At 60.5% G+C, this 23390-nt stretch carries 23 protein-coding genes; 9 read left to right on the top strand and 14 right to left on the bottom strand.

The features are described 5' to 3' along the window. Both A37O_RS0103390 and A37O_RS0103385 read right to left on the bottom strand, forming a co-directional pair. Positions 1 to 1707, bottom strand: coding sequence for an FUSC family protein (locus A37O_RS0103390; protein WP_018296090.1), 1707 nt, complete (start codon positions 1705 to 1707; stop codon positions 1 to 3). 117 nt (positions 1708 to 1824) lie between these two features. Next, positions 1825 to 2556 (bottom strand): aldose epimerase family protein, encoded by a 732-nt coding sequence (locus tag A37O_RS0103385; RefSeq protein WP_018296089.1) that lies wholly within the window; start codon positions 2554 to 2556, stop codon positions 1825 to 1827. A gap of 29 nt (positions 2557 to 2585) precedes the next feature. Here A37O_RS0103385 and A37O_RS0103380 point away from each other — a divergent pair, with 29 nt between their 5' ends. Continuing rightward, positions 2586 to 3857, top strand: a complete 1272-nt coding sequence (locus A37O_RS0103380) for an alpha/beta fold hydrolase (protein WP_018296088.1) — start codon at positions 2586 to 2588, stop codon at positions 3855 to 3857. A gap of 10 nt (positions 3858 to 3867) precedes the next feature. Continuing rightward, complete coding sequence (locus A37O_RS16865) at positions 3868 to 4002, top strand: hypothetical protein (protein WP_018296087.1); 135 nt, start codon at positions 3868 to 3870, stop codon at positions 4000 to 4002. Here A37O_RS16865 and A37O_RS0103370 read toward each other — a convergent pair. Next, a complete protein-coding gene (locus A37O_RS0103370) occupies positions 3999 to 4907 on the bottom strand; it encodes a ribokinase (RefSeq protein ID WP_018296086.1) in 909 nt (302 codons plus the stop codon). The two genes, A37O_RS16865 and A37O_RS0103370, sit on opposite strands and share 4 nt — an antisense overlap. A gap of 30 nt (positions 4908 to 4937) precedes the next feature. Between A37O_RS0103370 and A37O_RS0103365 the strand changes: the two genes are divergently transcribed. Then, positions 4938 to 5417, top strand: coding sequence for a hypothetical protein (locus tag A37O_RS0103365; protein WP_018296085.1), 480 nt, complete (start codon positions 4938 to 4940; stop codon positions 5415 to 5417). Positions 5418 to 5422: 5 nt separating this feature from the next. After that, positions 5423 to 5959, top strand: coding sequence for an RNA 2',3'-cyclic phosphodiesterase (thpR, locus tag A37O_RS0103360; RefSeq protein WP_018296084.1), 537 nt, complete (start codon positions 5423 to 5425; stop codon positions 5957 to 5959). On the opposite strand, the gene A37O_RS14540 is transcribed toward thpR, so the two are convergent. Next, positions 5929 to 6540, bottom strand: coding sequence for a TetR family transcriptional regulator (locus A37O_RS14540; protein ID WP_018296083.1), 612 nt, complete (start codon positions 6538 to 6540; stop codon positions 5929 to 5931). The two genes, thpR and A37O_RS14540, sit on opposite strands and share 31 nt — an antisense overlap. 103 nt (positions 6541 to 6643) lie before the next feature. Here A37O_RS14540 and A37O_RS0103350 point away from each other — a divergent pair, with 103 nt between their 5' ends. The 3 genes from A37O_RS0103350 (at position 6644) to sucD (ending at position 9747) form a co-directional block, all read left to right on the top strand. After that, positions 6644 to 7609: an aldo/keto reductase gene (locus A37O_RS0103350; RefSeq protein WP_018296082.1), complete on the top strand. Its 966-nt coding sequence runs from the start codon at positions 6644 to 6646 to the stop codon at positions 7607 to 7609. Between the two features lie 72 nt (positions 7610 to 7681). Continuing rightward, positions 7682 to 8863: an ADP-forming succinate--CoA ligase subunit beta gene (sucC, locus tag A37O_RS0103345; RefSeq protein ID WP_018296081.1), complete on the top strand. Its 1182-nt coding sequence runs from the start codon at positions 7682 to 7684 to the stop codon at positions 8861 to 8863. A gap of 2 nt (positions 8864 to 8865) precedes the next feature. After that, positions 8866 to 9747 (top strand): succinate--CoA ligase subunit alpha, encoded by an 882-nt coding sequence (gene sucD, locus A37O_RS0103340; protein ID WP_018296080.1) that lies wholly within the window; start codon positions 8866 to 8868, stop codon positions 9745 to 9747. Here sucD and A37O_RS0103335 read toward each other — a convergent pair. The 4 genes from A37O_RS0103335 to A37O_RS0103320 are packed head-to-tail and all read right to left on the bottom strand — an operon-like array spanning position 9724 to position 14334. Further along, positions 9724 to 11094 carry an ATP-binding cassette domain-containing protein gene (locus tag A37O_RS0103335; protein ID WP_018296079.1) on the bottom strand — a complete coding sequence of 457 codons (1371 nt, stop codon included), beginning with the start codon at positions 11092 to 11094 and terminating at the stop codon, positions 9724 to 9726. The two genes, sucD and A37O_RS0103335, sit on opposite strands and share 24 nt — an antisense overlap. Further along, the gene (locus A37O_RS0103330) at positions 11091 to 11912 is read right to left on the bottom strand and encodes an ABC transporter permease (RefSeq protein ID WP_018296078.1); all 822 of its coding nucleotides are present in this window, start codon (positions 11910 to 11912) and stop codon (positions 11091 to 11093) included. The genes A37O_RS0103335 and A37O_RS0103330 overlap by 4 nt, the downstream gene beginning before the upstream one ends. Further along, positions 11909 to 12847 (bottom strand): ABC transporter permease, encoded by a 939-nt coding sequence (locus tag A37O_RS0103325; RefSeq protein WP_018296077.1) that lies wholly within the window; start codon positions 12845 to 12847, stop codon positions 11909 to 11911. The genes A37O_RS0103330 and A37O_RS0103325 overlap by 4 nt, the downstream gene beginning before the upstream one ends. Continuing rightward, positions 12844 to 14334 (bottom strand): ABC transporter substrate-binding protein, encoded by a 1491-nt coding sequence (locus tag A37O_RS0103320; RefSeq protein WP_018296076.1) that lies wholly within the window; start codon positions 14332 to 14334, stop codon positions 12844 to 12846. Before A37O_RS0103320 ends, A37O_RS0103325 begins: the two co-directional genes overlap by 4 nt. A gap of 160 nt (positions 14335 to 14494) precedes the next feature. Here A37O_RS0103320 and A37O_RS16770 point away from each other — a divergent pair, with 160 nt between their 5' ends. After that, the gene (locus tag A37O_RS16770; RefSeq protein WP_245533779.1) at positions 14495 to 14872 is read left to right on the top strand and encodes an AEC family transporter; all 378 of its coding nucleotides are present in this window, start codon (positions 14495 to 14497) and stop codon (positions 14870 to 14872) included. Further along, a complete protein-coding gene (locus A37O_RS15635) occupies positions 14824 to 15453 on the top strand; it encodes an AEC family transporter (RefSeq protein ID WP_245533778.1) in 630 nt (209 codons plus the stop codon). Before A37O_RS16770 ends, A37O_RS15635 begins: the two co-directional genes overlap by 49 nt. Before the next feature lies 1 nt (position 15454). On the opposite strand, the gene A37O_RS0103310 is transcribed toward A37O_RS15635, so the two are convergent. The 6 genes from A37O_RS0103310 to A37O_RS0103285 form a co-directional block, all read right to left on the bottom strand. Then, entirely contained in the window at positions 15455 to 16642 is a 1188-nt protein-coding gene (locus tag A37O_RS0103310; RefSeq protein ID WP_018296075.1) for an HNH endonuclease signature motif containing protein, read from the bottom strand. 119 nt (positions 16643 to 16761) lie between these two features. Then, positions 16762 to 17787, bottom strand: a complete 1026-nt coding sequence (locus A37O_RS0103305; RefSeq protein WP_018296074.1) for an LLM class flavin-dependent oxidoreductase — start codon at positions 17785 to 17787, stop codon at positions 16762 to 16764. A gap of 91 nt (positions 17788 to 17878) precedes the next feature. Beyond that, positions 17879 to 19273 carry a branched-chain amino acid transport system II carrier protein gene (brnQ, locus tag A37O_RS0103300; RefSeq protein ID WP_018296073.1) on the bottom strand — a complete coding sequence of 465 codons (1395 nt, stop codon included), beginning with the start codon at positions 19271 to 19273 and terminating at the stop codon, positions 17879 to 17881. Positions 19274 to 19359: 86 nt separating this feature from the next. Then, positions 19360 to 20466 (bottom strand): phosphotransferase, encoded by a 1107-nt coding sequence (locus A37O_RS0103295; RefSeq protein WP_018296072.1) that lies wholly within the window; start codon positions 20464 to 20466, stop codon positions 19360 to 19362. Further along, the gene (gene treS / locus A37O_RS0103290; protein WP_018296071.1) at positions 20466 to 22220 is read right to left on the bottom strand and encodes a maltose alpha-D-glucosyltransferase; all 1755 of its coding nucleotides are present in this window, start codon (positions 22218 to 22220) and stop codon (positions 20466 to 20468) included. Before treS ends, A37O_RS0103295 begins: the two co-directional genes overlap by 1 nt. A gap of 10 nt (positions 22221 to 22230) precedes the next feature. Then, a complete protein-coding gene (locus tag A37O_RS0103285) occupies positions 22231 to 23367 on the bottom strand; it encodes a MalY/PatB family protein (protein ID WP_018296070.1) in 1137 nt (378 codons plus the stop codon). Between the last annotated feature and the right edge of the window lie 23 nt (positions 23368 to 23390).

Here is a 23390-nt window from a genome sequence, read left to right as displayed (position 1 = left end):
TTAACGCCGCACGCGCTTTAAGTCGTCGGCAAGTTCGGCGACTTGGGTAGTCGAGAGTTCCTCGTCGTTATGCGCGTTGCAGAAGTCCAGCATTGCGTAGCCGGAGTGCTGCACGTCGACGTGATCGGCCCACACCTCGAGCGCATCGTCGGGATGATCCATCGCCAAAGAATTTACTGAACGCCGTTCGGAGAGCAGCTCGTACTGGAGGTCGCGGCGTTCTTCCTTTGCGCCCTCAGGCGTGGTGACCATCAGCGCGCCGAGTAGGGAACCCATGGCTTTTTGGCAGCGCAGCAGCAACCGGTAGTGGTTCTGGCGTTCGGCATTGGGCCGCCACAGCCACAGCGCGAGCGAGCCGAACACGATGGAGAGGAACACCTCGCCGGTACGCGCCACGAAGACTTCGCCTAAGGGTTGGGTCAGGGAAGAACCCATCAGCAGCGCCAGCGGGGTAGTGAAGACGACGGTGATGGCGTAGTTCTTCACCACGAAGATTTCGGCACCGAATTGGCAGAAGGCCAGCGCGAGCAGCAGCGTCCACCCGGAGACCTCAAAATATTGGAAGATGCCGAACAGTCCGATGCCGATCAGGGATCCGACAAGTCGGTGGATGCCGCGGATTTGACCTGGGACGCGGTCGGGACCCCACTGCAGCATGAGCAGCGCCGAGACCACTGCCCAGTCGGGGCGGTCGAAGCCGAGGCTCACGCCCACGAGAGCCGCCAGGGTTGTGGCGATGAAGACTTTCTCCGCGGTGATATAGGCGTGCGAATGGCGGTTGGCCGACCGTGTCAGGCGATACATCACCGACGGTCTGGTGTGTGGGATGACCATGCGCTGTTCGTCGAAAAGCACGCCCAGATCGTCGTCGTTATTGTGCGAGTAGCCGACCTCGGAGTTGCGCACGACAAGCCTGCGGTGCGCGTCTTGGGTGCGTTCGACGAGGTGGCGCTGCGAGGGGTGCACTACTTTGCCACCCGAGATGATGCCTGCGTCGCCGAGCGCGGACCAAGCATCGGACACGGCTGTTTGGGCCTGGTGGTGCTTGCCGATGGTCGGCTCGGCTTCCTCAAAATTGGCCACCGCTTTATCCGCGGTGATCACGGCCTGACGCTCAGGCCCGTGCGGGTGGACAAGCGCGCCGGACATGCCCACCAGGATCGCCGAGGCAGCGCCCAGAATTGCCCAGCCACCGACCTCGAGCGGGTTGAGCCCGGAGCGCGCCAGCATCGTGGAACCACCGGCGACCATCACGATGAAAAAGACACCAGGTGGTCGCAGCTGCAGCGCATTTTGTGCGTACGCGCCGATCGTGGCCAGCAGAACCGTGAACATGCCCGAGAGCATCAGCCACCACTGGGAACCACCAGCGTTGAGCTGCTCCCACATCACCGATCCGACGAACGCGCCGGCGGTAGCGCCCGCCACCAACATGAGCGCGGCGATGAGCATGACCTTGATGCGTGAGCGGTAGGGGTGGCCCTCGCCGTAAATGACAATGAAGCCGCCCGAGGCGATGAGCACGATGGCATTCTCATGCCCGAGCGCCAGCGCGATCGCGCCGGGGACGGTGACCGCAGTGGCGGCGCGCAGGGCACCCGGCCAGCGTGGGGCGGAGGAGTGGAACGTGGTGAACAATCGCCACGGGTTCGGCCGCTCGGGCAGGGGCTCCTTTTCCACTGCGTCGAGGGTTCGTTGATCGGTCACTACCTACTCCTTCGCGAATTCAAGAAATCACAAAATCAAGAATAAAGCCGCCCCGACCCCAGGGGGCCAAGGCGACAAAATAACGGTAGTACCAACTATAGACCTTGCATGTTTTAACTACAGCGCGGTCGCCTTCACCGTCATTGCAATGGTGCGGGTCTCACCGGAACGCAGCTCGACGCCTTCGTGGTTTTTGCCCAGAAGCGCAGGTTCCACGCAGACGAACTGGTCCCACTCGCCCTCGCCGAGATCGTCGATGCGTGCTCCCGCATCTGCTCCCGGGTTCCACAAAATGGTGCAGTCAGTGCCCTCGGGGGTAATGGTGATCTGGCGCTTTGCGTCGGTGAAGGTGACCTCGCGTGGCTCCATGCTGATCTGGTCGGTCAGTCCCGAGAAGGTGAAGGGGCCTTGTTGGTTGAACTTGTCATGGCGCACGCGGTCCCAGATCTTGGTGCGCTCAATGCCGGTGACTTCCACGTCGGCGACGGCGCTGACCTCGAAGTATGGGTGGAATGCGAGCTGGATCTCGCGGTTGGTATCGCCCTCGTTGGTCACTGAAAGCGCGAAGCGGTAGCCATCGTCGACCTCTTCTACCTCAAAGTCGAGCGCGAGGTGATCGCGGGTCAGTGTGGCGCGTTGTCCGTCGACTTCCCACGTGCTGGTGCGGGCCCAGCCGTGTTGTTCGTCGCCCAGGAAGGTGGCGAACCAGGGGGCCACGATGGGGATGCCACCGCGGATGGGCGCGCTGCCGTCAAGGATGGCTTTGGAGGAAACGAAGAGGAGGTTACCAGTGGGGTGGGGCGCGGATGTGATGTGCGCGCCGAACTCGGGAATGGTGATCTGTTTCATTCCTAAATTCTACCGATAGAATCAACACAATGGAGACGATTTCATTCGAACAGTACGGGTTAAGTGTGCACGAACACACCCTGGAGGTGCCGTGGGACCGGGCAAACCCTGCACTTGGCACGCTCGAAGTCTTTGCCCGCGAACTCGTTGCCGACGAATCTTTGCCGTACCTGCTTTATCTCCAGGGCGGCCCCGGCAATCCGGTGCCACGCCCCGTCGAAATCACCGGCTGGATGGCCGAGGCGCTCAAGCATTACCGCATCGTGCTGCTCGATCAGCGTGGCACGGGTCGTTCCACACGCATAGATAAAGCATCGCTTATCGACGATCGCCTCTACCCCTTGTTGCGCGCCGATTCCATCGTCGCTGATGCAGAAGATCTGCGAGCAGCCTTGGAAATCGAGCAATGGGACGTGCTCGGACAATCCTTTGGCGGCTTTTGCATTACGCACTATCTCTCGGTGGCGCCGGAGTCTGCGCGCTATGCCTACTTCACCGGAGGTCTGCCTTCTATTAATCGGCACGCCGACGAGGTCTACCGCGCTACCTTCAAAAAGCTCGAGGCTCGCCAACAGGAGTTCTTCGAGGAAATCCCGTTTGCAGAATCCCGCATTCGTGAGATCTGTCACCACCTCGACAACGCGGATGAGCGACTGTCCTCGGGGGAGAGGCTCTCGTCGCGACGCTTTCGTACCGTTGGTGTCGGACTCGGCAGAGGAGTCGGGTTTGGGGATCTGGCAGCGCTTTTGGAGGCGCCTTTCCACAAGGTGGGTGGCGAGAAGCGCCTGCGCACCGACGTGCTGGCCGATATCGGCGAACGCGTCAGCTTTGAGAAGGCGCCGCTTTACGGGGTGGTCCACGAATCGATCTATGGCGGAACCGTCCCTGGTGCCACCGCTTGGAGTGCGCAGCGCGTCTCCGAGGGACTCGAGGGCTTCCACCCAGATGCCTCGCCGACAGAAAGTGGTCCGTTCTATCTCACCGGCGAGCACATCTTCCCCTTCCAATTCGAGGAAGATCCAGCGCTCATGCCATTTCGTGACGTGGCGGAAAAGCTGGCCAACAAGGACGATTGGGCGCAGCTCTATTCACCAGATGCCCTGGCAGACGTACCCACAGTGTGCGCGGCGGCGGTGTACACCGACGATATCTACGTGCCTCGAGAACTCTCACTTGAGACTGCCGAATCAATCCGGGATGTGCGAGTCTGGGAGACCTCTGACCTGCAGCATGACGGAATTCGCCGCGCCGGGGAGGAAGTTTTCGCCAGGCTATATGCCTCGGTGCGCGAAAGGGGCTAGGATCAGCGGTATGCAGGCACCAAACCCACGTGAGCACATCCAACTCACACCTAGTGAACTCGACGAGTTTGACGATCTAGTGGGAACTTTTGAGGTTCAGCAGGAACATCTCCTCGATCCAACGTTGATGCTGTATATCAACTAGAGCTCGGGCAACGGGTCCGAACTCGAAGGATAGGACGGCTGAGCGCCCGGCTTCGTCACGGCGTACGCCCCCACTCGGTTGGCGAAGCGTGCCGCCTCCACGAGCGAATCGCCTTCGATAATACGGTGGCATAGCGCGCCCGAGAAAGCATCACCAGCACCGACGGTATCAACAGCCTTGACGTGAACAGCAGGAATGGCGGTCAATTCCTCGCCCTCCGCGACGATGGCCCCGGCCCCGCCGAGCGTGAGCACGACAGTTTTAAACCCAACCTCGCGCAGCGACTGTGCCATCGCCTCGGGCTGAGATTCATCGGCCTCGATGCCGAACTGGGCGAGAATGAGCCCGGCCTCGTGCTCATTGGCCATGAGCGGATCAGCCTGTAGTAACGCTTGATGATCCACCTCGACCACGGGCGCCAAGTTGACAATGACGCGCCCTTCGGCCAGCTCGACGGCCTTTTCGAAACCAGATGCTGGGATTTCTCCCTGCAGAAGCACTACGGCCGCCCCCTCGATGACGTCTGCGTGGGAGGCGACGTAGGTGTCGTCGACAAGCGAATTTGCTCCCGGCACCACGATGATGGTGTTCTCGCCGTCGCGGCTCACGGTGATTACGGCCAGCCCGGTGACCTCGTCAGTCTCTGCGACGGCGCTCATGTCCACGCCGTTTGCGCGCAGCAGCTCGGTGGCGGGCGCGGCGTAGGCATCGCGACCGACGGCGCCGACCATGGACACGTGCGTGCCCAACTTGGCGGCGGCAAGGGCTTGATTGCCACCCTTGCCACCTGCGGTGATGTGGCCACCTTTGCCCAGAAGGGTTTCGCCGGGGGTGGGGTGGCGCTCGACGGTGACGGTCAGATCGGCGTTGATGGACCCGACTACGGCAATCTGCTTGGCTCTCATAACCCCAATATAGTGGCTAGGATCGGGGCCATGACGCCTATTGCTGAGTGGATTTCGGCGGAATTAGACGCCGGTCGAGACGATCTTCAAACCATGTTGGATACCTCTCCCTACCCGCGACCCGCCGTGCGCACGATTGCCGAGGCGGGCAATTTCGCCATTGAGAATGGTCGCGTCGTGCGCGCCGATGGGCCGTCGTGGTTCGTGGCTGATTCCGATTTGGTCAACCGCGAAAATGGTGTCTATGCCTTGGATGTTTCCGTGCCGGACCCCAACGCAACCCTTGAGATGCCGCTGGCGCTGATCAATGTGCTGGCTGTACCCCGTCTCGGACGTGTGGTGTTGAAGTCGGCGACCGGCGCCAAGCTGGTGTCCTTTGTGAACACGCCGCGCGTGGGGCCGATTGCGACGCTTATCGACGACACCCCTGGCAACTACACACTCGTGTTCGACGCGAAGAATTTGCACCTCTCAGTTGAGAATCAGGGAGGCTCCGCGCCGGTAGTGTAGATGGAATGAGCAAACGTTTATTCGCGGCGATTGCCCTTCCCGACGAAGTGCGGGAACACCTAGTCATGGCCTTGCGTGAGATTCACGCGCGGGATCAGAACCAGCTGCGGTTCACCGACCCCGATAACTGGCACATCACCTGCGCCTTTTATGGTGAGACGGCGCAGGATCCATCTGAATTGTTGGCGCATCTTGCTGCCGCGAGTCAGGGACCCATGTCGCTAGAGCTTGCCGGTGCGGGCTCATTTTCTGGCTCGAATCTGTGGATCGGGGTAGGCGGAGATACCGCTAGGTTAAGAAAATTCATGGCGGGCTGCGTGCTGGACCCGGAAGAGGCGAAACGCCAGCGGGCGCATCTCATCGTGGCGCGTGCGCACCGCCGGCTCGCCGACCCGTGGCTGCTGGGGGATCTCACCCACGCGCTGAGCGTGTACCGGGGACCCACCTGGGTAGTGTCCGAGGTGGGCTTGTACGAATCCCACCTGGGACAAGGTCGTTCGGGTGGTCCGCGCTATGAGTTAGTGGGAGAGGTGAGACTGTAAAAGGCGGCATCTAGCGTCTCCTGAAAAGGCGCCGCAGCCTCTCCCTCGGTCCAACTAGCCAAAGCGGCATCGAAGCAGGCGAACGCGCTTCCCACAAGCGAGCGAGCGACCAGGTCGCCAAACTTTTCTTCGCCTTGGCAGTGCTCGGAAATCAGCGGAATCAGCAGCGACGACCAGGTGAGATGCTTTTCAATATTACGGGCACGCAGTGAGGCCGCGCTATTGATCACTCGCATGACTTGAAGCCAATGTTCTGGCTCGGCGTCGATCTGCGCGCCGCCTTTGCGTAGTGCCTGGTGAAGAGCATCCCAGGAAGTTTCGGTTGTGAGCTGCTCGGCCACCAGATCGCGAAGTTGCTCCCCTGCAGGGATGAGATCGCCGATGACGACGTCTTCCTTGGTGGGGAAGTAGCGGAAGAAGCTGCGACGGGAGATACCCGTGGCTTGTGCGATGTCGTCGACGGTGGTCTCGTCGAACCCGTTCTCGTCGAAAAGCTGCAATGCTACGTCCGCAATCTGGGCGCGTACGGCGGCGCGAGTCATCTCGCGGAGGTCGCGTGGCTGCGAAGCGGGCGTGTTCATAGTGGCAGTTTACCTTGCGCTACCGAATGCTTTTCCTGGCACTCAGTGTCAGAAAAGGCGTAGGATGTTGGTATTCCACAAGACGCTCTGAAAGGACTCCGTGATGGAAACTCGTAAACTTGGCAGCCAAGGACTTTCTGCCTCGGCCATCAGCTACGGCTCGATGGGAATTTCGGTCGCCTACGGCGCAGCAGATGCACAAGGCGGTACGGCTGCGCTGCAGCGCGCGCACGAGCTTGGCGTGACCATGTTTGATACCGCCGAAATGTATGGCTGGGGAGAAAACGAGAAGATCGTCGGCGTGGCTGTGAAGGAGTTTCGCGACGAGATCGTCCTAGCCACCAAATTCGGCTATACGCCGCCTAACCTGGGGTTTGATAGTCGGCCTGAGCACATTCGCGAGGTCGTGGACAACAGCCTGCGCTACCTGCAGACGGATCATATTGATGTGCTCTACCAGCACCGACCGGACCCTAACGTGCCTATTGAGGAAGTTGCAGGAACTGTCAAAGAGCTCATCGATGCAGGCAAAGTGAAGTACTTCGGACTCAGCGAAGCAGGCGAAGAGACGATCCGCAAAGCCCATGCTGTGCAGCCGGTCTCGGTGCTCCAGACTGAGTATTCGCTGTTTGAGCGTGACGTGGAACGTCTCTTCCCCACGCTGCGTGAGTTGGGTATTGGCTTCGTGGCGTACTCGCCGCTGGGGCGCGGGTTCCTGACGAAGAACACAAAACCAGCCTCTGAGTACGGCGAGAACGACATGCGTAGCTACGATGCGCGGTGGCAGCCCGGCAATTACGAGAAGAATCTCGCGGCTGTGGAGCGGCTCGCCGAGCTAGCAGACACCAAGGAGATAACAGTCTCTCAGTTGGCGCTGGCGTGGATCCTGGCACAGGGTGATGACATCATTGCTATCCCTGGTACCCGCAGCCCGAAGCGGGTTGAGGAAAATGTTGCTGCGGCAGACGTTGTGCTTGAGCCCGAGGACCTTGCACGGATCCAGGAGATCCTGCCCAATGGCGGTTTCGGCGCCCGTTACAACGAGGCCATGCTTCCGGTCTGGGAGTAACCGGCGCCACATCTCTGCCGATTTTTCTCTAGCATGGTGAGAATACATTTCACCCATGCGAATGGAGCGACAATGGACCTGTATGAACACCAGGCCCGGCAGATGTTTGAGGATCATGGCGTGCCCGTGGTTCCCGGGAAAGTAGCCACCTCGGCCACGCAAGCCGAGCGTGCAGCGCGTACGATCGGCGGGCCGGTGGTGATCAAAGCCCAGGTTAAAACGGGTGGGCGCGGCAAAGCCGGTGGCGTGCGCATGGCCAGAGACGCAGGCGAGGCAGCGCAAATTGCCGACGAGATCCTCGGCCTGAAAATCAAGGGTTTCACCGTGCGTCGTGTGATGGTGGCCCGGGCGGTCAACATTGCCGAGGAGTACTACTTTTCCATCCTGCTGGACCGGACGAAGCGCAGGTACCTGGCCATGCTCTCAAGAGAGGGTGGCGTGGAAATTGAAACCTTGGCAGTGGAAAAGCCCGAGGCCCTGGTGCGGCGAAACTTTTCCCCACTGGACGGATTTACCGATACGCTTGCCCGAGAGATGGCCGAAGAAGCAGGTTTCGACGAGGCAGACACCGCCAAATTAGTCCCAGTGCTCAAGCAGCTCTACAGCGTGTACGACGAAGAGGACGCGACTCTGGTGGAGGTCAACCCCCTGGTCAAGACTGCGTCGGGTGAGATCATCGCGTTGGATGGAAAAATCACCCTGGACGACAACGCAGATTTCCGCCACCCGGAGCACGCGCAGCTGGCCGACCATGGCTCGATGGACCCGTTGGAGGCGAAGGCCACCAATATGGGCCTGAACTACGTCAAACTCGACGGCTCGGTCGGTGTGATCGGCAATGGCGCAGGTCTGGTGATGTCCACGCTCGATGTCGTCGCCGATGCGGGAGCGGATTTGGCCTCCAAGCCCACGCCAGCGAACTTCCTCGATATCGGAGGTGGCGCCAACGCAGACGTGATGGCCAATGGCCTCGAGGTGATCCTGGAAGACCTGCAGGTGCGTTCAATTTTCGTCAACGTCTTCGGTGGCATTACCGCCTGCGACGAGGTGGCGAAAGGAATCGTGCAGGCATACCGCATCCTCAAATCCGAAGGAATCGAACCCAAACCGTTGGTGGTCAGGCTTGATGGCAACAATGCCGAAGAAGGCAAAGCGATCCTGAATCAAGCGCAGCTTCCCTTGGGGCAGGTAGACACCATGGATGCCGCAGCACGCAAGGCTGCCGAACTCGCCGACGCCAATGGAGGACTGTAATTATGTCTATTTTTCTCGACTCAGATTCCAAGATCATTGTCCAGGGCATGACCGGTGCAGAAGGCATGAAGCACACCCAACGGATGCTCAACTCGGGCAGCACCATCGTTGGTGGAGTAAACCCGAAAAAGGCTGGCACGACCGTCACCTTCGAGGGGGGCACCGAAGTACCCGTCTTCGGTTCGGTGCGCGAGGCCATGAGCTCGACCGGTGCAAACGTCTCGGTTGTCTTCGTCCCGGCTGTGGCCACCAAGTCGGCGGTGGTCGAAGCCATTAACGCGCGCATGCCTCTCGTCGTGGTGATTACCGAAGGCGTGCCTATTAAAGACACCGCCGAGTTCTATGCGCTGGCACGTGAGTCGGATACCAGGATCATTGGCCCGAACTGCCCAGGAATCATTTCCCCGGGGCAATCCAACGCGGGCATTATCCCCGCAGAGACCGCTCCGAACCCCGGGCCTTTGGGTCTAGTGTCCAAGTCGGGCACGTTGACCTATCAGATGATGTTCGAGCTCTCCGATATCGGATTCACCACCTGCGTGGGTATCGGCGGCGACCCGATCATTGGCACAACACACATCAGCGCGATCCGTGCGTTCCAGGCGGACCCAGACACCAAAGCCATCATGATGATCGGTGAGATCGGCGGTGATGCAGAGGAAGCCGCTGCCAAGTTCATCCAGGAGAACGTGACCAAGCCGGTGGTGGCCTATATCGCGGGCTTCACGGCGCCAGAGGGTAAAACCATGGGCCATGCCGGTGCGATCGTCTCGGGGAGCTCGGGTACGGCGGAATCAAAGAAGCTGGCACTCGAAGCGGTCGGCGTGAAGGTAGGGCGCACACCAAGCCAGGCCGCTCAGTTAATGAGGGATTGCCTCCAGTAGCGACTGCGTATATGGGTGTCGCGGGTTCGCCCAGATCTCCTCGGTGGGCCCGGATTCCACGATCTTTCCTTCATGGATCACGGCGATAGTGGGGCAGACGTGGCGCACCACCGAGAGATCATGAGACACAAATACTAGTGTCAGCTCGTCTTCGGTGACGAGGTCGTTGATCAGGTCGAGCACCTGGGCGCGGACGGTGACATCGAGGGCGGACACGGGCTCGTCGGCAAGCAAAATGCTCGGGCGCGGGCCGGCAGCGCGCGCGATGGAGACGCGCTGGCGCTGCCCACCGGAGAATTCGTGGGGGAAGCGGTTAGCAACGCCGGGGAGGCCGACGTGTTCTAGGACCTCGTCGCAACGCGATTGATTGACCCCGGCCTCGCGGATGGATTTGCCGACCTTGAGGCGCGGATTGAGCGATGATTGAGGGTCCTGGAAGACCATCTGCAGGGAGCCGTCGACGCGGACGGTGCCCGCATCTGGTGCGGAGAGGCCGGCGATGAGGCGCAGCAGCGAGGTTTTCCCGGAGCCGGAGCCACCGACGATGCCGAGGCGTTCGCCGCGACGAATTTCTAGCGAGACGTCGTCGATAGCTAGCGTCTTTCCGCGGGTCAGGGAGACTTTATCCAAGGTGATGATGGGCTCGCCGACTTCGGACGGGAGGGCCGGTGCGCCGGGCTTGGCTGCCGCGATGAGGTTGCGGGCGTACTCGGAATCTGGGTCGACGATGCGGCCGCGCTGAAAGATGAGCACGCGATCGGTCATGCGCTTGATCACGCCGAGGTCGTGGCTGACGAACATGAGAGCCATGCCGCGCTCGGCCACGAGGCGGTCAAGCAGATCGAGGATTTCGGCCTGGGTGGTCACGTCGAGGGCGGTGGTGGGCTCGTCGCAAATCAGCAGGTCGGGGTCGCCCGCGATAGCAAGCGCGATGAGCACGCGTTGGCGCTGCCCGCCGGAAAGCTCGTGCGGGTAGGCCTCGTATCGCTCAATTCCCACCTCCTTGAGCAGCTCCCGGGCACGCTCGGGATTGCTCGCCTCGGCGACTTGGCGGCCGACCTGCATCAGGGGATCGAGCGCGCTCATGGGTTCCTGGAACACCATGCCCACGGTAGAGCCGCGCACTTTGCGACGAACCGCTTCCCGAGCAGAGAGCATGTCGGTGCCATTGACCTCGACCGTGCCCGTGGCCTTGAGATTCGAAGGCAGCAGCCCGATCACGGCGAGCGCCGTCATGGATTTACCGGAGCCGGACTCGCCGATGATGCCAAGGCGCTGACCTGGAGCAATGTCGAAGGAGATGTTCTCCAAGATGCCCTCGATGGAGAGGTTGTCAACGTGAATCATGCGGAGGTTCTCGCCTTTCGTCTGGTCGTGGGGTCAAGTGCGTCGCGTAGGCCGTCGCCGAGCAGGTTGAAGCCCAGCACGGTCGCGGCGATGGCGATACCGGGGAAGATGGCCAAGTGCGGCGCGGAGGCGAGGAATCCCTGGGAGGCCTGCAGCATCCGGCCCCAGGAGGCATAGGGTGCCGGGGTGCCGAGTCCCAGGAAGGAGAGCCCGGCCTCGGCGAGGATGGCCAGTGCGAAGGACACCGAGACCTGCACGATGATCACACCAGCGATATTGGGCAGCACGTGGCGCCAGGCGATCACGGGGCCGGGGACCTTGGAGATGCGCGCGGCGAGAATATAATCCTGCGTCATCACGCGCAGGGTGCCGGCGCGGGCGACGCGGGCGAATCCGGGGATGCCCGCGATGCCGATGGCCAGCATGACAATGCCCGTCGATGCACCGAAGACCGCCGTAAACACGATGGCCAGCAGCAGCGCCGGGAAGGCGAGCAACAGGTCGTTGCCGCGCATGATGATGGACTCCGTCCACCCGCGGCGCATGCCCGCCACAATTCCCAGCGGCACGCCGATCAGCGCAGAGATGCCCACACCCACCACGCAGACGGCGAGCGTGATCGCGGAGCCCTCGAGGATGCGGGAGAAGATGTCGCGCCCAAATTGATCGGTGCCCAAGACATGCGAAAGCGTCGGGCCCTGGAGGCGATCCGCTGGGATCGCGTGGGTGGCGTCATACGGCGTCCACACCAGCGAGAGCAGGGCGAAGAAGGCAACAATGGCGACGATAACCGCGCCGATCCATCCTGAAAGTCTCATGCTGCCACCTTGATACGCGGGTCAATCAGTCGGTAGAGCAGATCCACCACGAAATTGACCACGAGGGTAAATACGACAAGCAACATCATCACGGTTTGCACGGTGGTGAGGTCGCGGTTGGACACGGCGTCGAGAAGCATCGAGCCCAGCCCCGGAATGACAAAGACCCGTTCGATGACCACCGCGCCCACGATCAGGCTGGTCAGCTGCACACCAGTCACGGTGAGCACGGGTAGGGCTGCGTTTTTTAGTGCATGTTTGTAGAGCACTTCGCTTTGCGACGAGCCCGTCGCCCTAGCCGTGCGCACGTAGTCCTTGTTCAACTCCTCCAGGATGGCGCTGCGCACGTACCTGGTCAGGATCGCGGCTTGGACGAGTGAGAGCGCGATGACGGGGAGGACGAGCCTGGCCAGGAACCCGCCAAAGTTCTCGTTCGGTGGGACCCAGCCGTTCGCGGGCAACCAACCGAGGCGCACGGAAAATACCGCTACGAGCAGGATGCCGACGAGGAAGCTGGGCACCGCGATACCCAGCTGCGTACCCGCTGACACTACTGCCGCTTGCGGGGTGCCGGCCTTGCGCGCCAGATAAATGCCGAGTGGTACGGCGATGGCAAGCGATAACACCATCGAGGTGCCCGCGAGGATCAGCGATACCGCGCCGCGGTCAAGCACCAGCGGGGTGATGTCCTGCTGGCTGGACAGCGAGATACCGAAGTCTCCGGTTATCAGGCCACCGATCCACTCTGCGTATTGAGTCAGCAGCGGCCGGTCGGTGCCCAGGCGCGAGGAGAGTTCGGCTACGGCTTCGTCTGTGGCATTAACCCCAAGCGCGATGCGCGCCGGGTCGCCGGGGACTGCGCGCAGCAGGACGAAAATGATCACGCTGGCAAGAAACAGCATGATGAGGAAGCGAGCTATCAGGCGCAGAATCACTGTTTCTTCACTCCCGCGAGAGGTAGGGCATCGGTGATCACGTTGGCTTCGATCCCGGTGACCCCGGGCGCGGTAAGGACAACATTAGGGGAATTCGCCAGAGTCAGGGCCCCGGCATCGGCCATGATGGTGTCCACCGCGGAGATCATGCGCGTGGTCTCGTCGCTCAAATCTCCCTGGTCGGCGAGCTGGAGATCCTCGCGCAGTTCGGGTGAATCGTAGCCCAGGTAATAGTCGGGGTTGCCGAAGAGCGCCGGGATATCGCGAGGTTCCACGTGCGAGATGATCGAGGCCTGATAGTCGTGCTGGCTCATGACCTGGCCTAGCCAGACGGCTGGGAACTCGACGGTTTCCAAGGTGACTTTGAATCCGACTTGGGTCAGCTGCGAGAAGATCAGCTCGGCGGCGGTCTGGGCATAGGGCAGCGAAGGCACCGAGATGGTGACCTCGGGGGTGCGGCCAGTTAATAAGGCTTCGGCACGCTGCGGGTCGAAGGGGTAGTAGTCGCGGCCGGTGTACCACGGGTCCGTTGGTGGGACGGGTGCGCCGCCGGTGTTGGTGGCCATGCCTTCCCAGACGACCTGGTTGAGGGCGTCGCGGTCGATGGCGTAGGCGGCTGCTTGACGAACCGCGGGATCGTCGAAAGGCGCGGCGTTGTTGTTCATGGAGAACACCACCTCGCCGTTGGTGCTGCCGACGTGCACGCCGTATTCCTCGGGGAGGGAATCAAGCAGTTCCGGTGCCTGGAGTGCCCACACGACGTCGACATCGCCTGCGCGCAGGGCATTGACGGTAGCTACCGAATCCGAGAAATAGCGGATGGCCGCGTCCTGATTCGCGGGGGTGCCCCAGTAGTCCTCGCGGGCAGTATAGGAAATGGACTCGCCGACCGAGAAGCGCTTCACTGTGTAGGGGCCCGTGCCGATCGGGTCGCTGGCAAGCGTGTCGACACCCGCAGGGGTCATCATCGCGCCGGTCAGGGTGCCCATTGACCAGAGCCAGCGGTTCGATGGATGCTCGAGATTCACTTGCACGGTGTACTCGTCGAGAACGTCTACCGAGCTCACCGGGTCCATCTGGGAGCTCAGCCCGTTCGTCCACTCGTTTTGGACATACTCAATGGAAAACTTCACCGACTCGGCGTTGAAAGGTTCTCCGTTGGAGAAGCGCACTCCTTCGCGTAAGTGAAAGGTATAAGACGTGCGATCGTCGTTAATTGCGATGTCCTGGGCGAGGTGGGGGGCGGGCTCGCCGTTTTCGTCGATACGCACGAGGGTTTCGTAGACATTCGACATGAGCGCCTGGGGGATGGCGGCGCCGCCAGTGGTTGTGAAATCGAGGGAGGCGGGCGCGCCGGACGTGCCGACGACGAGGCCCGCGCCTTGGACGCGACCGACCTCGCTGGCAGTGGAACCCGCGGAACAGGACGCCAGCAGCGAGGCTGCTGCGATGGCGGCTAGGCCTTGGGCGGCTCGTGAATTCACCATGGCAATTAAGGGTAGAGGGTCATGGTAAACAAAGTGAAACTATTGGGAAACTGTTCCGGCTTAATCGTGTAACAGCATCATTGAGCCTGCAGTCCTCGAATTGTATTAGTCCTTTGTCAAGAGCACACTGGGGGAGAAACTAATTGGTAATACCCCTCTAGTGGCTTTGGCGCTTTGGGTGGCTTTGGCGGAAGGACATTATATGCTCGGCGTGCTCCAAGGCTTCGGGGTAGTCATTATCGTGATCGCAGCGGGCTACTTTCTGATCCGTCTGGGTGTGCTGAAGCCGAGTGAGCAAAGGACACTAGCCACCATTGTTTACGCGGTGGCGACACCTGCGCTGCTGATCGATCGCCTGATCCACACCGATCCGCGCGATATTTTGGGCCCAAACTTTGTGGTTATTGCTGCCTCCGCTGTCATGGCCGTTTTCCGGCGTTTGCGCTTTTTCGGTTGCGGCATTGGGATAAGTCGAGCTCCATCATCGGCATGCTCGCCTCAAGCTATGCCAACGGCGGCAACCTCGGCATTCCGCTAGCTGTCTACCTGCTTGGCGACGCCGCCGCAGTCGTCCCCATGATTCTCTTCCAAGTAGCGTTTTATGCGCCGATCACGTTGACGTGGTTGGACATCACTACCTCGGAGGGTGGGGGACAAGGCTGGAAACACAATGTCGTTGTGGCATTGAAAAACCCCATGCTGATTGGCGCGGTGATCGGCATGACCATCGCGTTCACGGGGTGGGACGTGCCCCCGATTATCTCCGAACCAGTGTCAATCCTTGCAGGAGCAGCGGTGCCACTCGCCTTGATGGTGTTCGGTATGTCCCTCTACGGCATGAAGTTGAAACTCACCCGGGGTGTCACCCTGACGGTAGTCATGAAGAACATTGTCCACCCGATTGTTGCTGGCCTATTGGCATACTTCGTCTTCGGGATGGAAGGCCACGCGCTCTATACCGCAGTAGTTCTAGGTGCACTGCCGACTGCGCAAAACGTGCTCACGTATTCTTTGCGCTTCCGCACTGCTAGCGAACTTGCCCGCAATGCCGGAGTTGCGTCGACCCTGGTCTCCTTCCCAGTGCTCATTGTGATCGGCCTGATATTCGGCACCGGATAGGTTAAGCCGGCACCTTGTCCGGGTGGCGGCTACGTAGCTTTTGACCCAGCGTGCGCACCCAGTTTCGGTTCGCTGGTGCCAACGGCCCCTCGGCGTGATCGACCACCCAGGTCCCATCCGAGAATAGCCAGTACACATCGGCTGTGATGGGATCCAGGATGTAGTGCACCACCTGATCTGTTTTTCGATTGTGGTGGTGGGAACACAGGCATATCATGTTTGCCGGGGAGGTCGGGCCACCGTCCGCCCAGTTGATCCGGTGATCCTTTTCCGTGCGGTGGGCCGGTCTCTCACATCCCGGCCACCTGCAGATCCCATCTCGGCCCTCTAGGTAGGCCCTGATGGAGGTAGAGACGCGGTAGGCCGTGACTTCCTCATACTCGGCGCCAATCAAGTCGCGGGTATGGTCCGAGAGCCTGTTCAAGAAACTGCCTGAGTAATCCCGCATGTAGCCCACCCCAGGAGCCCACACCGGCGCGCCTGGCACGTCGCAGGCCTGGTAGGTATTGACCACAACCTTCACGCTCGCCTTACCCAGGATCAATTCGGCATGGGCATCGACCAAGGAAATGTTGTTGTCGGCGGCGTAGGCACGCACCGTTTCTTCGATTAAAAGCGCAGTAGCATCATCGTGGCTGACTCCAATATGTGTGGAACCGTTGCCGAAGTTGTGCACGGTGAAGCCCAGGTTGAGGTCAGCAGGGGAGTCCGGCTCGGCGGTTGCGTCCTCGAACTGCGCCAAGAACTGGCTCAACTTGCGCTGAATTTGCGCAGCAGAAGGCATCTGCTGCTGTACGCGCGTAGGGGTGAGGTAGTTGGTGAGGAATTCATCTACCAGCGGCCACACCTCCTGGTCGCGCGCAGCGGTGGACACCAGGAAACCCTCCAAGGTTTTCCCGATGCGCACAAGCGTGTACATGTCTAGGTGCCACATCGACTCAATGTGGGCACGGAATTTAGGAAGCTTATCGACGACCGCCAGCGCCACTAGGCGGTCGGCGATAAACCCCTCCGAACCGCCAACATGGGCGCGAATAGACGCGGCATGTTCGGTCCAGTCACGGTCGTCTTCATCAATGGGCACGGCGTAGGCGATACGCCATGCCTCGTACTCGGCGCGCCGGGCAGCAAGCATGGCTTGCGCCCGAGGCGAATCAGGTTGGCAAATGGAATAAAACTTCGTGTTCATGTGATGAACACACCCCTCGATATGAAGTAGTCTCCGTTCGATTTTTATCGAACACCTGAACTATATAACAGGGGCTAGACATGGCCTTAAAATGGCTATTAACCTGCACAAACTGTAGTTTAGAAGTTTCCTGGTGCGCCAGCCATATTTGCAGGGTCGAGGTCCCATGCATCGGCCAAGATTTCCATGGAGCGTAACGCCTCGTCGTGGTTGCGGCCCTGGAGGGAGACCATCAGCTCGTCGGCCTTGGCCAGCTCGGCGAACTGCTCCAAGTAAGCCACAACGTCGGAGCCAGTGCCCTCTGCGGTGAACTTCAGCATTTCAATGATCTGCTGGCCCTGAGGGGAGTTGACTACCTGGTCGAGTTGCTCGTCGTTAAGCACAAGCCCGCGGCGACCCATCATGGACTTCACGCGATTGCGGTGCACGCCCTTGGTCTGCTCTGCTGCCTCTTCGGCGGTGTCAGCTGCGGTGACGTTGACTGCGGCGATGACATAAGGCTCGGAGAGCACATCCGATGGCTCGAAGTGCTCGCGGTAGTAGGTGGTGGCCTGCACCAGCTGCTGTGGAGCGAAGTGGGAAGCGAAGGAATAAGGCAGCCCAAGCTTCGCGGCGAGGGTCGCACCGAACATGGAGGAACCGAGGATGTACATAGGCATCTTCACGCCTTCACCAGGAACGGCGGTCACACCTGGGACCTGCGAATTTCCAGTAAAGAATCCGTGGAGCTCAACCACATCGTTAGGGAAGCGCTCGGCGGAATTAGGGTCGCGGCGCAGCGCACGGCCGAGGGTGTTCTGGTCGGTGCCAGGTGCGCGGCCCAGACCCAGATCGATGCGGTCGGGGTAGAGCTCGCCGAGGGTACCGAACTGCTCAGCAATGACATAAGGGGAGTGGTTCGGCAGCATCACGCCACCGGCTCCCAGGCGAATCTTCTCGGTGCGGGCACCAATGTGAGAGATCAAAACAGCAGGTGACGACGAAGCAATCGTCGGCATGTTGTGATGCTCTGAGTACCAGATGCGCGAATACCCCAACTTTTCTGCAGTCTGTGCGAGCTGCACGGAGCGCTGCATTGACTGACCGGCAGTCTCTCCTTCGTAGATCGTGCAGAAATCGATGAGGGACAACGGCAAACGCGACATAGAAAAATCCACCTTTAAGCTAGGAGTATTTGAGTACAAAAAGTCCAGTACTTACAACCCTAGTTAAGGTGGATTTATTCCGTAGTGCTACTTATTTTACACCCAAAGCCCTCGAGGCGAAGGAGCGATCGTCTACCGGAGCTTCGCGCTTCTGCACGAAGTCAATGACAAGGCCGATGATGAAAGCAACCACAGTAGGCAGGACCCACCCCAGCGAAACACCCTGCATTGGAGCCCAGTCGACCAGCACGGAGAAGCTTGAAGGGAACCAGCCCAAGTCAAGGAAGACGGAGTACGCGGACCAGATCACGGCCACCCACAGTGGCAGGCGGTACGCCCAGTAGAAGTAGACCTTGCCGCGGAATAGAGGCTCGACAAGTGCGATGAAAATCAGTGCAATTGCCGGCGGGTAAAGGAAAGTCACCACTGGTGCTGCAATGGCCAGGACCATATCCAGACCCATGGTGGCCATGCCAGCGGAAGCTACTGCGAAGACAACTGCCCACACCTTGTAGGAAATGCCAGGAGTCAAAGTGTTGAAGAACTCCGAGGTCGAGGTGATCAGGCCCACCGCGGTGGTCATACATGCCAGGAGCACAATCAGCGCGAAGATGATTTGGCCAGGCTGGCCCATGGTCTGCAGCGCGGCGTCGGAAAGCAGGCCTGCACCGTTGGAGTACTGGTCGCCATTGTCGATGACCTGGCCAATAATGCCCAGGCCCAGGTAGATCGCGGCGAGCAAAATACCTGCGCCGAGACCAGCCAAAATGGTGCCCTGGGTAAGCTGCTTGCCCTCTTCGAAGCCCTTGTAGCGCAGCGAAGAGATCACCACGATGGAGAACGCCAGTGCCGCGATGGAGTCCATGGTGAGGTAGCCCTCAAGCAGACCGGTCGCCATCGGAGCATCGGTGTAGGCCTCGGACGGAGCACCGGGCTCGCCGCCCATGGTGGTCACCGACAAGGTGATCAGGATGGCCAATAGAATCACAAGAGCCGGGGTGAGGAAGCGCCCCAGGGAGTCCATGATGGTGTTCGGGTTCCACGACAATGCCAGCGCGATGCCGAAGAAGATGAAGTTGAAAATACCGGCGGCCAGCGTGGAATCCCAGCCGGTCAGCGGAGTGATGGCGGTTTCAAAGGACACGGCACCGGTACGTGGCAGCGCGTAGAACACGCCGATGGACAAATACGCCAGGATCGGGAAGAAAAGCCCGAAGATCGAGCCGCCGCGACGAGCGAGGTCGCGCACGTTATTGCCGGACAGGGCAATCGCAATGACGGCCAGCACCGGCAGAATCACGCCGGAGCCAATGAAGCCGAAGATCGCGGGCCAGAAATTCTGGCCGGCTTCCACACCGATCATCGGTGGGAAAATCAAGTTGCCCGCGCCGAAGAACATGGAGAAGAGCATCAGGGAGGTCACAACAATAGTGACGGCCCCAGCCTTCTTCTCATTCTTGGCGGGGCTAGACACGGTATTAGTCACTGTGCGCCTCCTAGATAGGTCGGGAAGATTTACGGATAAACCCTACTAACCCTGTCACAGCGCTGAACATCTGGGGGTAATCTTTATCACCTTTTGATTAACTTTGAGATTGCACCGAGCGGGATGTCTACATTGTCTGGGCGATTATTCGCCTCGTACACAACCTCATACGCGGCCTTATCCACCACATAGGCCTGCAGCAGCTCCGCGTTTATCTCTCCGTATCCTTCCAGGTAGCGCGTGACATTCTCGGACTCCCAACCCTCCGGATGCGACGACATCGCACTGGCGTAACCGAAGGAGCGGACCATGCCAGCGACGTCGCGAAGCACGTGGTCGGGCAGCACCCGCTGAGCCAGGGGCCGCGCGGGCTCGCCCTCGAAATCGATCAGGTACCACCGATCAGCAGTGCGCAGCGTCTGGCCTAAATGCAGGTCGCCATGCACACGCTGCACGGTGACAGAGTCGCCCGAGAGCTCGTCGTAAAGCGCACGTATGCCCGGCTCAAGCTCGGCGAGCTGCGGGGCCAAAGGTAGCAGGTCGTCGAGGTGAGCATGAAGCTTATCGACGACCGATGCCACCGGAACCGACTGCGTCGGAAAAGCCTCTGCCAAAGCCTGGTGGACAATGCGGGTGGCCTGGCCGAGCTCGAAGGAGAGGTCTCCGAAGTCCGGGCTGGCCAGAGCCAAATCGAAGCCGTCGGTGCCGCCGAGGATGCGCTGCTGCATCATCGCCAGGGTGTAGTCCTGCCCGTCGATCTGCGTGGTGGTGTAGCCGCGCACGCCGGCAACATGTTCACAGTCCGAGATTTGGGTCAGCAGCTCGACGTCGGGGTTGAGGCCGGCCTCGAGCTTGCGGAAGACCTTTAAGACCCAGTTGTCGTCGACGATGAGGTTCGTGTTGGACTGCTCGGCGCCCATGGGTACGGCTGTCGTACCTTTGATGCTTCCATGGACCTCTCCGAAGGAAGCCGCGTTGGCGAGATACGCCTTCGCGCCGCGCTCGGAGGAGAGGGCGTCGGCGGAATCGTCGAGAAGCAATTGGTACAAGTCGTGACTGCTGCCGTGGGCGACATCGACGACGCGCCACTCGAAATCTGCTGCCGGTGCCGAACGCACGGTTTCGATATCTTCAATAGGCTCCGACTTGGCGCCGTAGAAACGCTCGGCGGCGAGGGACTCTGACAGATTCACTAGCGCTCTCCCGAAATGTCGAACCAGAAGAAGCCGTGCGGGGCGAGGGTGACCAGCCAGGGTAGCTCGCCGATCTGAGGGAAATATTCACCGCCCGAGAGCTCGCGTGGGGTGATACCCGCGTAGTGGGCGAGATGCATTTCCACTGGCTGCGGGCGCGAACTCATGTTGTTCACACACAAGATGCGCTCGCCGTCGTACTCGCGCACGAAAGCCAACACGGATTCGTTGGAGTGGTTCACAAACTCCAGCCCGCCGCGGCCGAACGCCTTGTACTGCTTGCGAATCAATACGCGCTCGCGGACCCAATGCAGAATGGAATTGTCGCGGCCCATCTGGGCTTCGACGTTGACGGTTTGGTAGCCGTACTGGTCGTTCTGAATAGCCGGCAGGTAGAGGCGCTCGGGCTCGGCGCGGGAGAAGCCGCCGTTGCGGTCGTTGGACCACTGCATCGGTGTGCGCACACCGTCGCGGTCCGGCAGCCAGATGTTATCGCCCATGCCGATCTCGTCGCCGTAGTACAGAAACGGCGAACCCGGCAGGGAGAGCAGGATCGCATGCGCCAGTTCGAGGCGATCGCGGTGGCCGCCGAGCAGGGGAGCCAGGCGGCGGCGAATACCCACGTTTGCCTTCATGCGGGGTTCCTTGGCGAAGTGCGTATACATATAGTCGCGCTCCTCCTCCGTGACCATTTCGAGGGTGAGCTCGTCGTGGTTGCGCAGGAACATGCCCCACTGGGCGGACTCCGGAATGTCCGGCGTCTCATTCAGGATGTCGATGATGGGCTGCGCCTTCTCCTGGTGCAGGCCCATGTAGATGCGCGGCATGACCGGGAAGTGGAAGGCCATGTGACACTCGTCGCCGATATCGGGCTCACCGAAGTAGGCGACGACCTCGTCGGGCATCTGGTTCGCCTCTGCCAAAAGGAAGCGCCCCGGGTATTCCTCGTCGAACATCTTGCGCACGCGCTTGATGAACTGGTGGGTCTCAGGCAGGTTTTCGCCGTTGGTACCGTCGCGCTCGAAGAGGTACGGAATCGCGTCGAGACGAATGCCGTCCATACCCAGATCCAGCCAGAACCGGATCACGTCCAAGATGGCCTCTTGCACATCCGGATTGTCGTAGTTCAGGTCCGGCTGGTGGCTAAAGAAGCGGTGCCAGAAGTACTGCTTACGCACCGGATCATAGGTCCAGTTCGAATCCTCGGTATCCACGAAGATGATGCGCGCGTCCTCATACTTCTCGTCGGTGTCGCTCCAGACGTAGAAATCGCCGTAAGGGCCCTTCGGGTCGCGCCGGGACTCCTGGAACCACGGGTGCTGATCAGAGGTGTGGTTGATGGGGAAGTCCGTGATGATGCGCAGGCCACGGCGGTGCGCCTGGTCGACGAGCTCCACGAAATCCTCCACCGTGCCGAATTCCGGCAGCACCTTGCGGAAATCGCGGATGTCGTAGCCACCGTCCTTTAGCGGGGAGTCATAGAACGGTGGCAGCCACAGCGCATCGATGCCCAGCCACTGGATATAGTCCAGCTTCTCGGTCACACCCTTCAGGCTGCCCGAACCGGTGTTCTCCGGGTCGTAGAACCCGCGGACTAGCACCTCGTAGAACACGGCGTCCTTGTACCACTCATGGTCGCCCCGCGCCCAGGGCTCATTGCCGGGCGCGGGTGTCGGGGTGTCAAAGTCCTCGGCATCGGGCTCGATGATCATGCCATCGGGATCGGTGTCCGGTGTGTATGTCGTCTCGTCCATGCCACCTAGGTTAGGCAGATTTGGCGATCGCTGCAGACATGCGGCGAACGGCTTCCTCCAAAATTTCCGGGCTGGTACCGAAATTCAGGCGCGCTTTGTGCTCGCCGCCGGTGCCGAAGGTGATGCCTTCGTTGAGCGCCACTTTCGCTTCACGACGAAGCCACTGCGCCGGTTCTACCTCGCCGCCAATGGCAGTATCTGAGAAATCCAGCACCATCAAATAGGTGGCATTCGGCTTGGAGAACTTGATGCCCGGGATGGCCTCTGGCAGGTTATCCACGAGCCAGTCGCGGTTCGCGCGGATGACCTCGAGCTGAGCCTCGAGGGCTTCCTCGCCGTAGCGGTAGCACGCCTCGGAGGCATAAACACCCAGGGTGCCCGTGCCATCCTTGGCCACTCCAGAAAGTGAGTTCCAGATCTCCACGTCGCGATCGTTGGAGAAAATCATCTGGGCGCACTTCAGACCCGCGATATTCCAGGCCTTCGAGGTCGCGGTGACGGTGAGAGTCACGTCGGCGGCAGTCTCGGAGACGGCGGCCGTGCACACGTGCTTGCCGTCCAAAATGATGGGGGCGTGGATCTCGTCGGAAAGCACGCGGGCGTCGTACTTGGCGGCCAAGTCGGTCAGCTCTCGTAGCTCCTGCTCGCTAAAGGTGTAGCCCCAGGGGTTGTTCGGGGCCGAGAGCAGGATCGAGCCGGCACCGTTCTTAAACGCCTTTTCGACCTCGGCCATGTTCAGGCCTTCTTCGGCACTGACTTCGACCTTTTCGCGGCCGGCTGTCTCGGGCAGCTCCAAGAAAGGAGGGTAGGCAGGCACCGGGACGATGACTGCCGAGTCTTCCTTGGTGAAGTACTGAATGCCCAGCAACATGCCGCGCACGACATCGGCAACGGTAAAGACCTTGGCAGGATCCGGGCGCCAGCCGTAGCGGCGCTCTGAGAAGTCGGCCAACGCCTCCGGCAGACCAGACTTCGCCGGGGTGTAGCCAAAGGACTCATTATCCACGGCCCGCTGGATCGCTTCCTTTACAGGTGCCGCGGTAGGGAAGTCGCTTTCGGCGATGAATAGTGGAAGCACGTCATCCTCGTACTGGGTCCACTTGCGGGTTCCGCGGGCTTTGAGTTCATCGATGCTGGGAAATTTCATACTAGACAGAGTAGAACTTATTT

The organism is Corynebacterium lubricantis DSM 45231, from assembly GCF_000379425.1.
In the GTDB taxonomy this organism is placed as follows: Bacteria; Actinomycetota; Actinomycetes; order Mycobacteriales; family Mycobacteriaceae; genus Corynebacterium; species Corynebacterium lubricantis.
This window is presented reverse-complemented; position numbering and strand designations above follow the sequence as displayed.

What these genes read in the sequence shown, in the direction of transcription:
- A37O_RS0103385 (WP_018296089.1), bottom strand. Translation starts at nt 2,556, where the DNA reads ATGAAACAGATCACCATTCCCGAGTTCGGCGCGCACATCACATCCGCG.
- A37O_RS0103380 (WP_018296088.1), top strand. Translation starts at nt 2,586, where the DNA reads ATGGAGACGATTTCATTCGAACAGTACGGGTTAAGTGTGCACGAACAC.
- A37O_RS16865 (WP_018296087.1), top strand. Translation starts at nt 3,868, where the DNA reads ATGCAGGCACCAAACCCACGTGAGCACATCCAACTCACACCTAGTGAA.
- A37O_RS0103370 (WP_018296086.1), bottom strand. Translation starts at nt 4,907, where the DNA reads ATGAGAGCCAAGCAGATTGCCGTAGTCGGGTCCATCAACGCCGATCTG.
- A37O_RS0103365 (WP_018296085.1), top strand. Translation starts at nt 4,938, where the DNA reads ATGACGCCTATTGCTGAGTGGATTTCGGCGGAATTAGACGCCGGTCGA.
- thpR (WP_018296084.1), top strand. Translation starts at nt 5,423, where the DNA reads ATGAGCAAACGTTTATTCGCGGCGATTGCCCTTCCCGACGAAGTGCGG.
- A37O_RS14540 (WP_018296083.1), bottom strand. Translation starts at nt 6,540, where the DNA reads ATGAACACGCCCGCTTCGCAGCCACGCGACCTCCGCGAGATGACTCGC.
- A37O_RS0103350 (WP_018296082.1), top strand. Translation starts at nt 6,644, where the DNA reads ATGGAAACTCGTAAACTTGGCAGCCAAGGACTTTCTGCCTCGGCCATC.
- sucC (WP_018296081.1), top strand. Translation starts at nt 7,682, where the DNA reads ATGGACCTGTATGAACACCAGGCCCGGCAGATGTTTGAGGATCATGGC.
- sucD (WP_018296080.1), top strand. Translation starts at nt 8,866, where the DNA reads ATGTCTATTTTTCTCGACTCAGATTCCAAGATCATTGTCCAGGGCATG.
- A37O_RS0103335 (WP_018296079.1), bottom strand. Translation starts at nt 11,094, where the DNA reads ATGATTCACGTTGACAACCTCTCCATCGAGGGCATCTTGGAGAACATC.
- A37O_RS0103330 (WP_018296078.1), bottom strand. Translation starts at nt 11,912, where the DNA reads ATGAGACTTTCAGGATGGATCGGCGCGGTTATCGTCGCCATTGTTGCC.
- A37O_RS0103320 (WP_018296076.1), bottom strand. Translation starts at nt 14,334, where the DNA reads ATGGTGAATTCACGAGCCGCCCAAGGCCTAGCCGCCATCGCAGCAGCC.
- A37O_RS15635 (WP_245533778.1), top strand. Translation starts at nt 14,824, where the DNA reads ATGCTCGCCTCAAGCTATGCCAACGGCGGCAACCTCGGCATTCCGCTA.
- A37O_RS0103310 (WP_018296075.1), bottom strand. Translation starts at nt 16,642, where the DNA reads ATGAACACGAAGTTTTATTCCATTTGCCAACCTGATTCGCCTCGGGCG.
- A37O_RS0103305 (WP_018296074.1), bottom strand. Translation starts at nt 17,787, where the DNA reads ATGTCGCGTTTGCCGTTGTCCCTCATCGATTTCTGCACGATCTACGAA.
- treS (WP_018296071.1), bottom strand. Translation starts at nt 22,220, where the DNA reads ATGGACGAGACGACATACACACCGGACACCGATCCCGATGGCATGATC.
- A37O_RS0103285 (WP_018296070.1), bottom strand. Translation starts at nt 23,367, where the DNA reads ATGAAATTTCCCAGCATCGATGAACTCAAAGCCCGCGGAACCCGCAAG.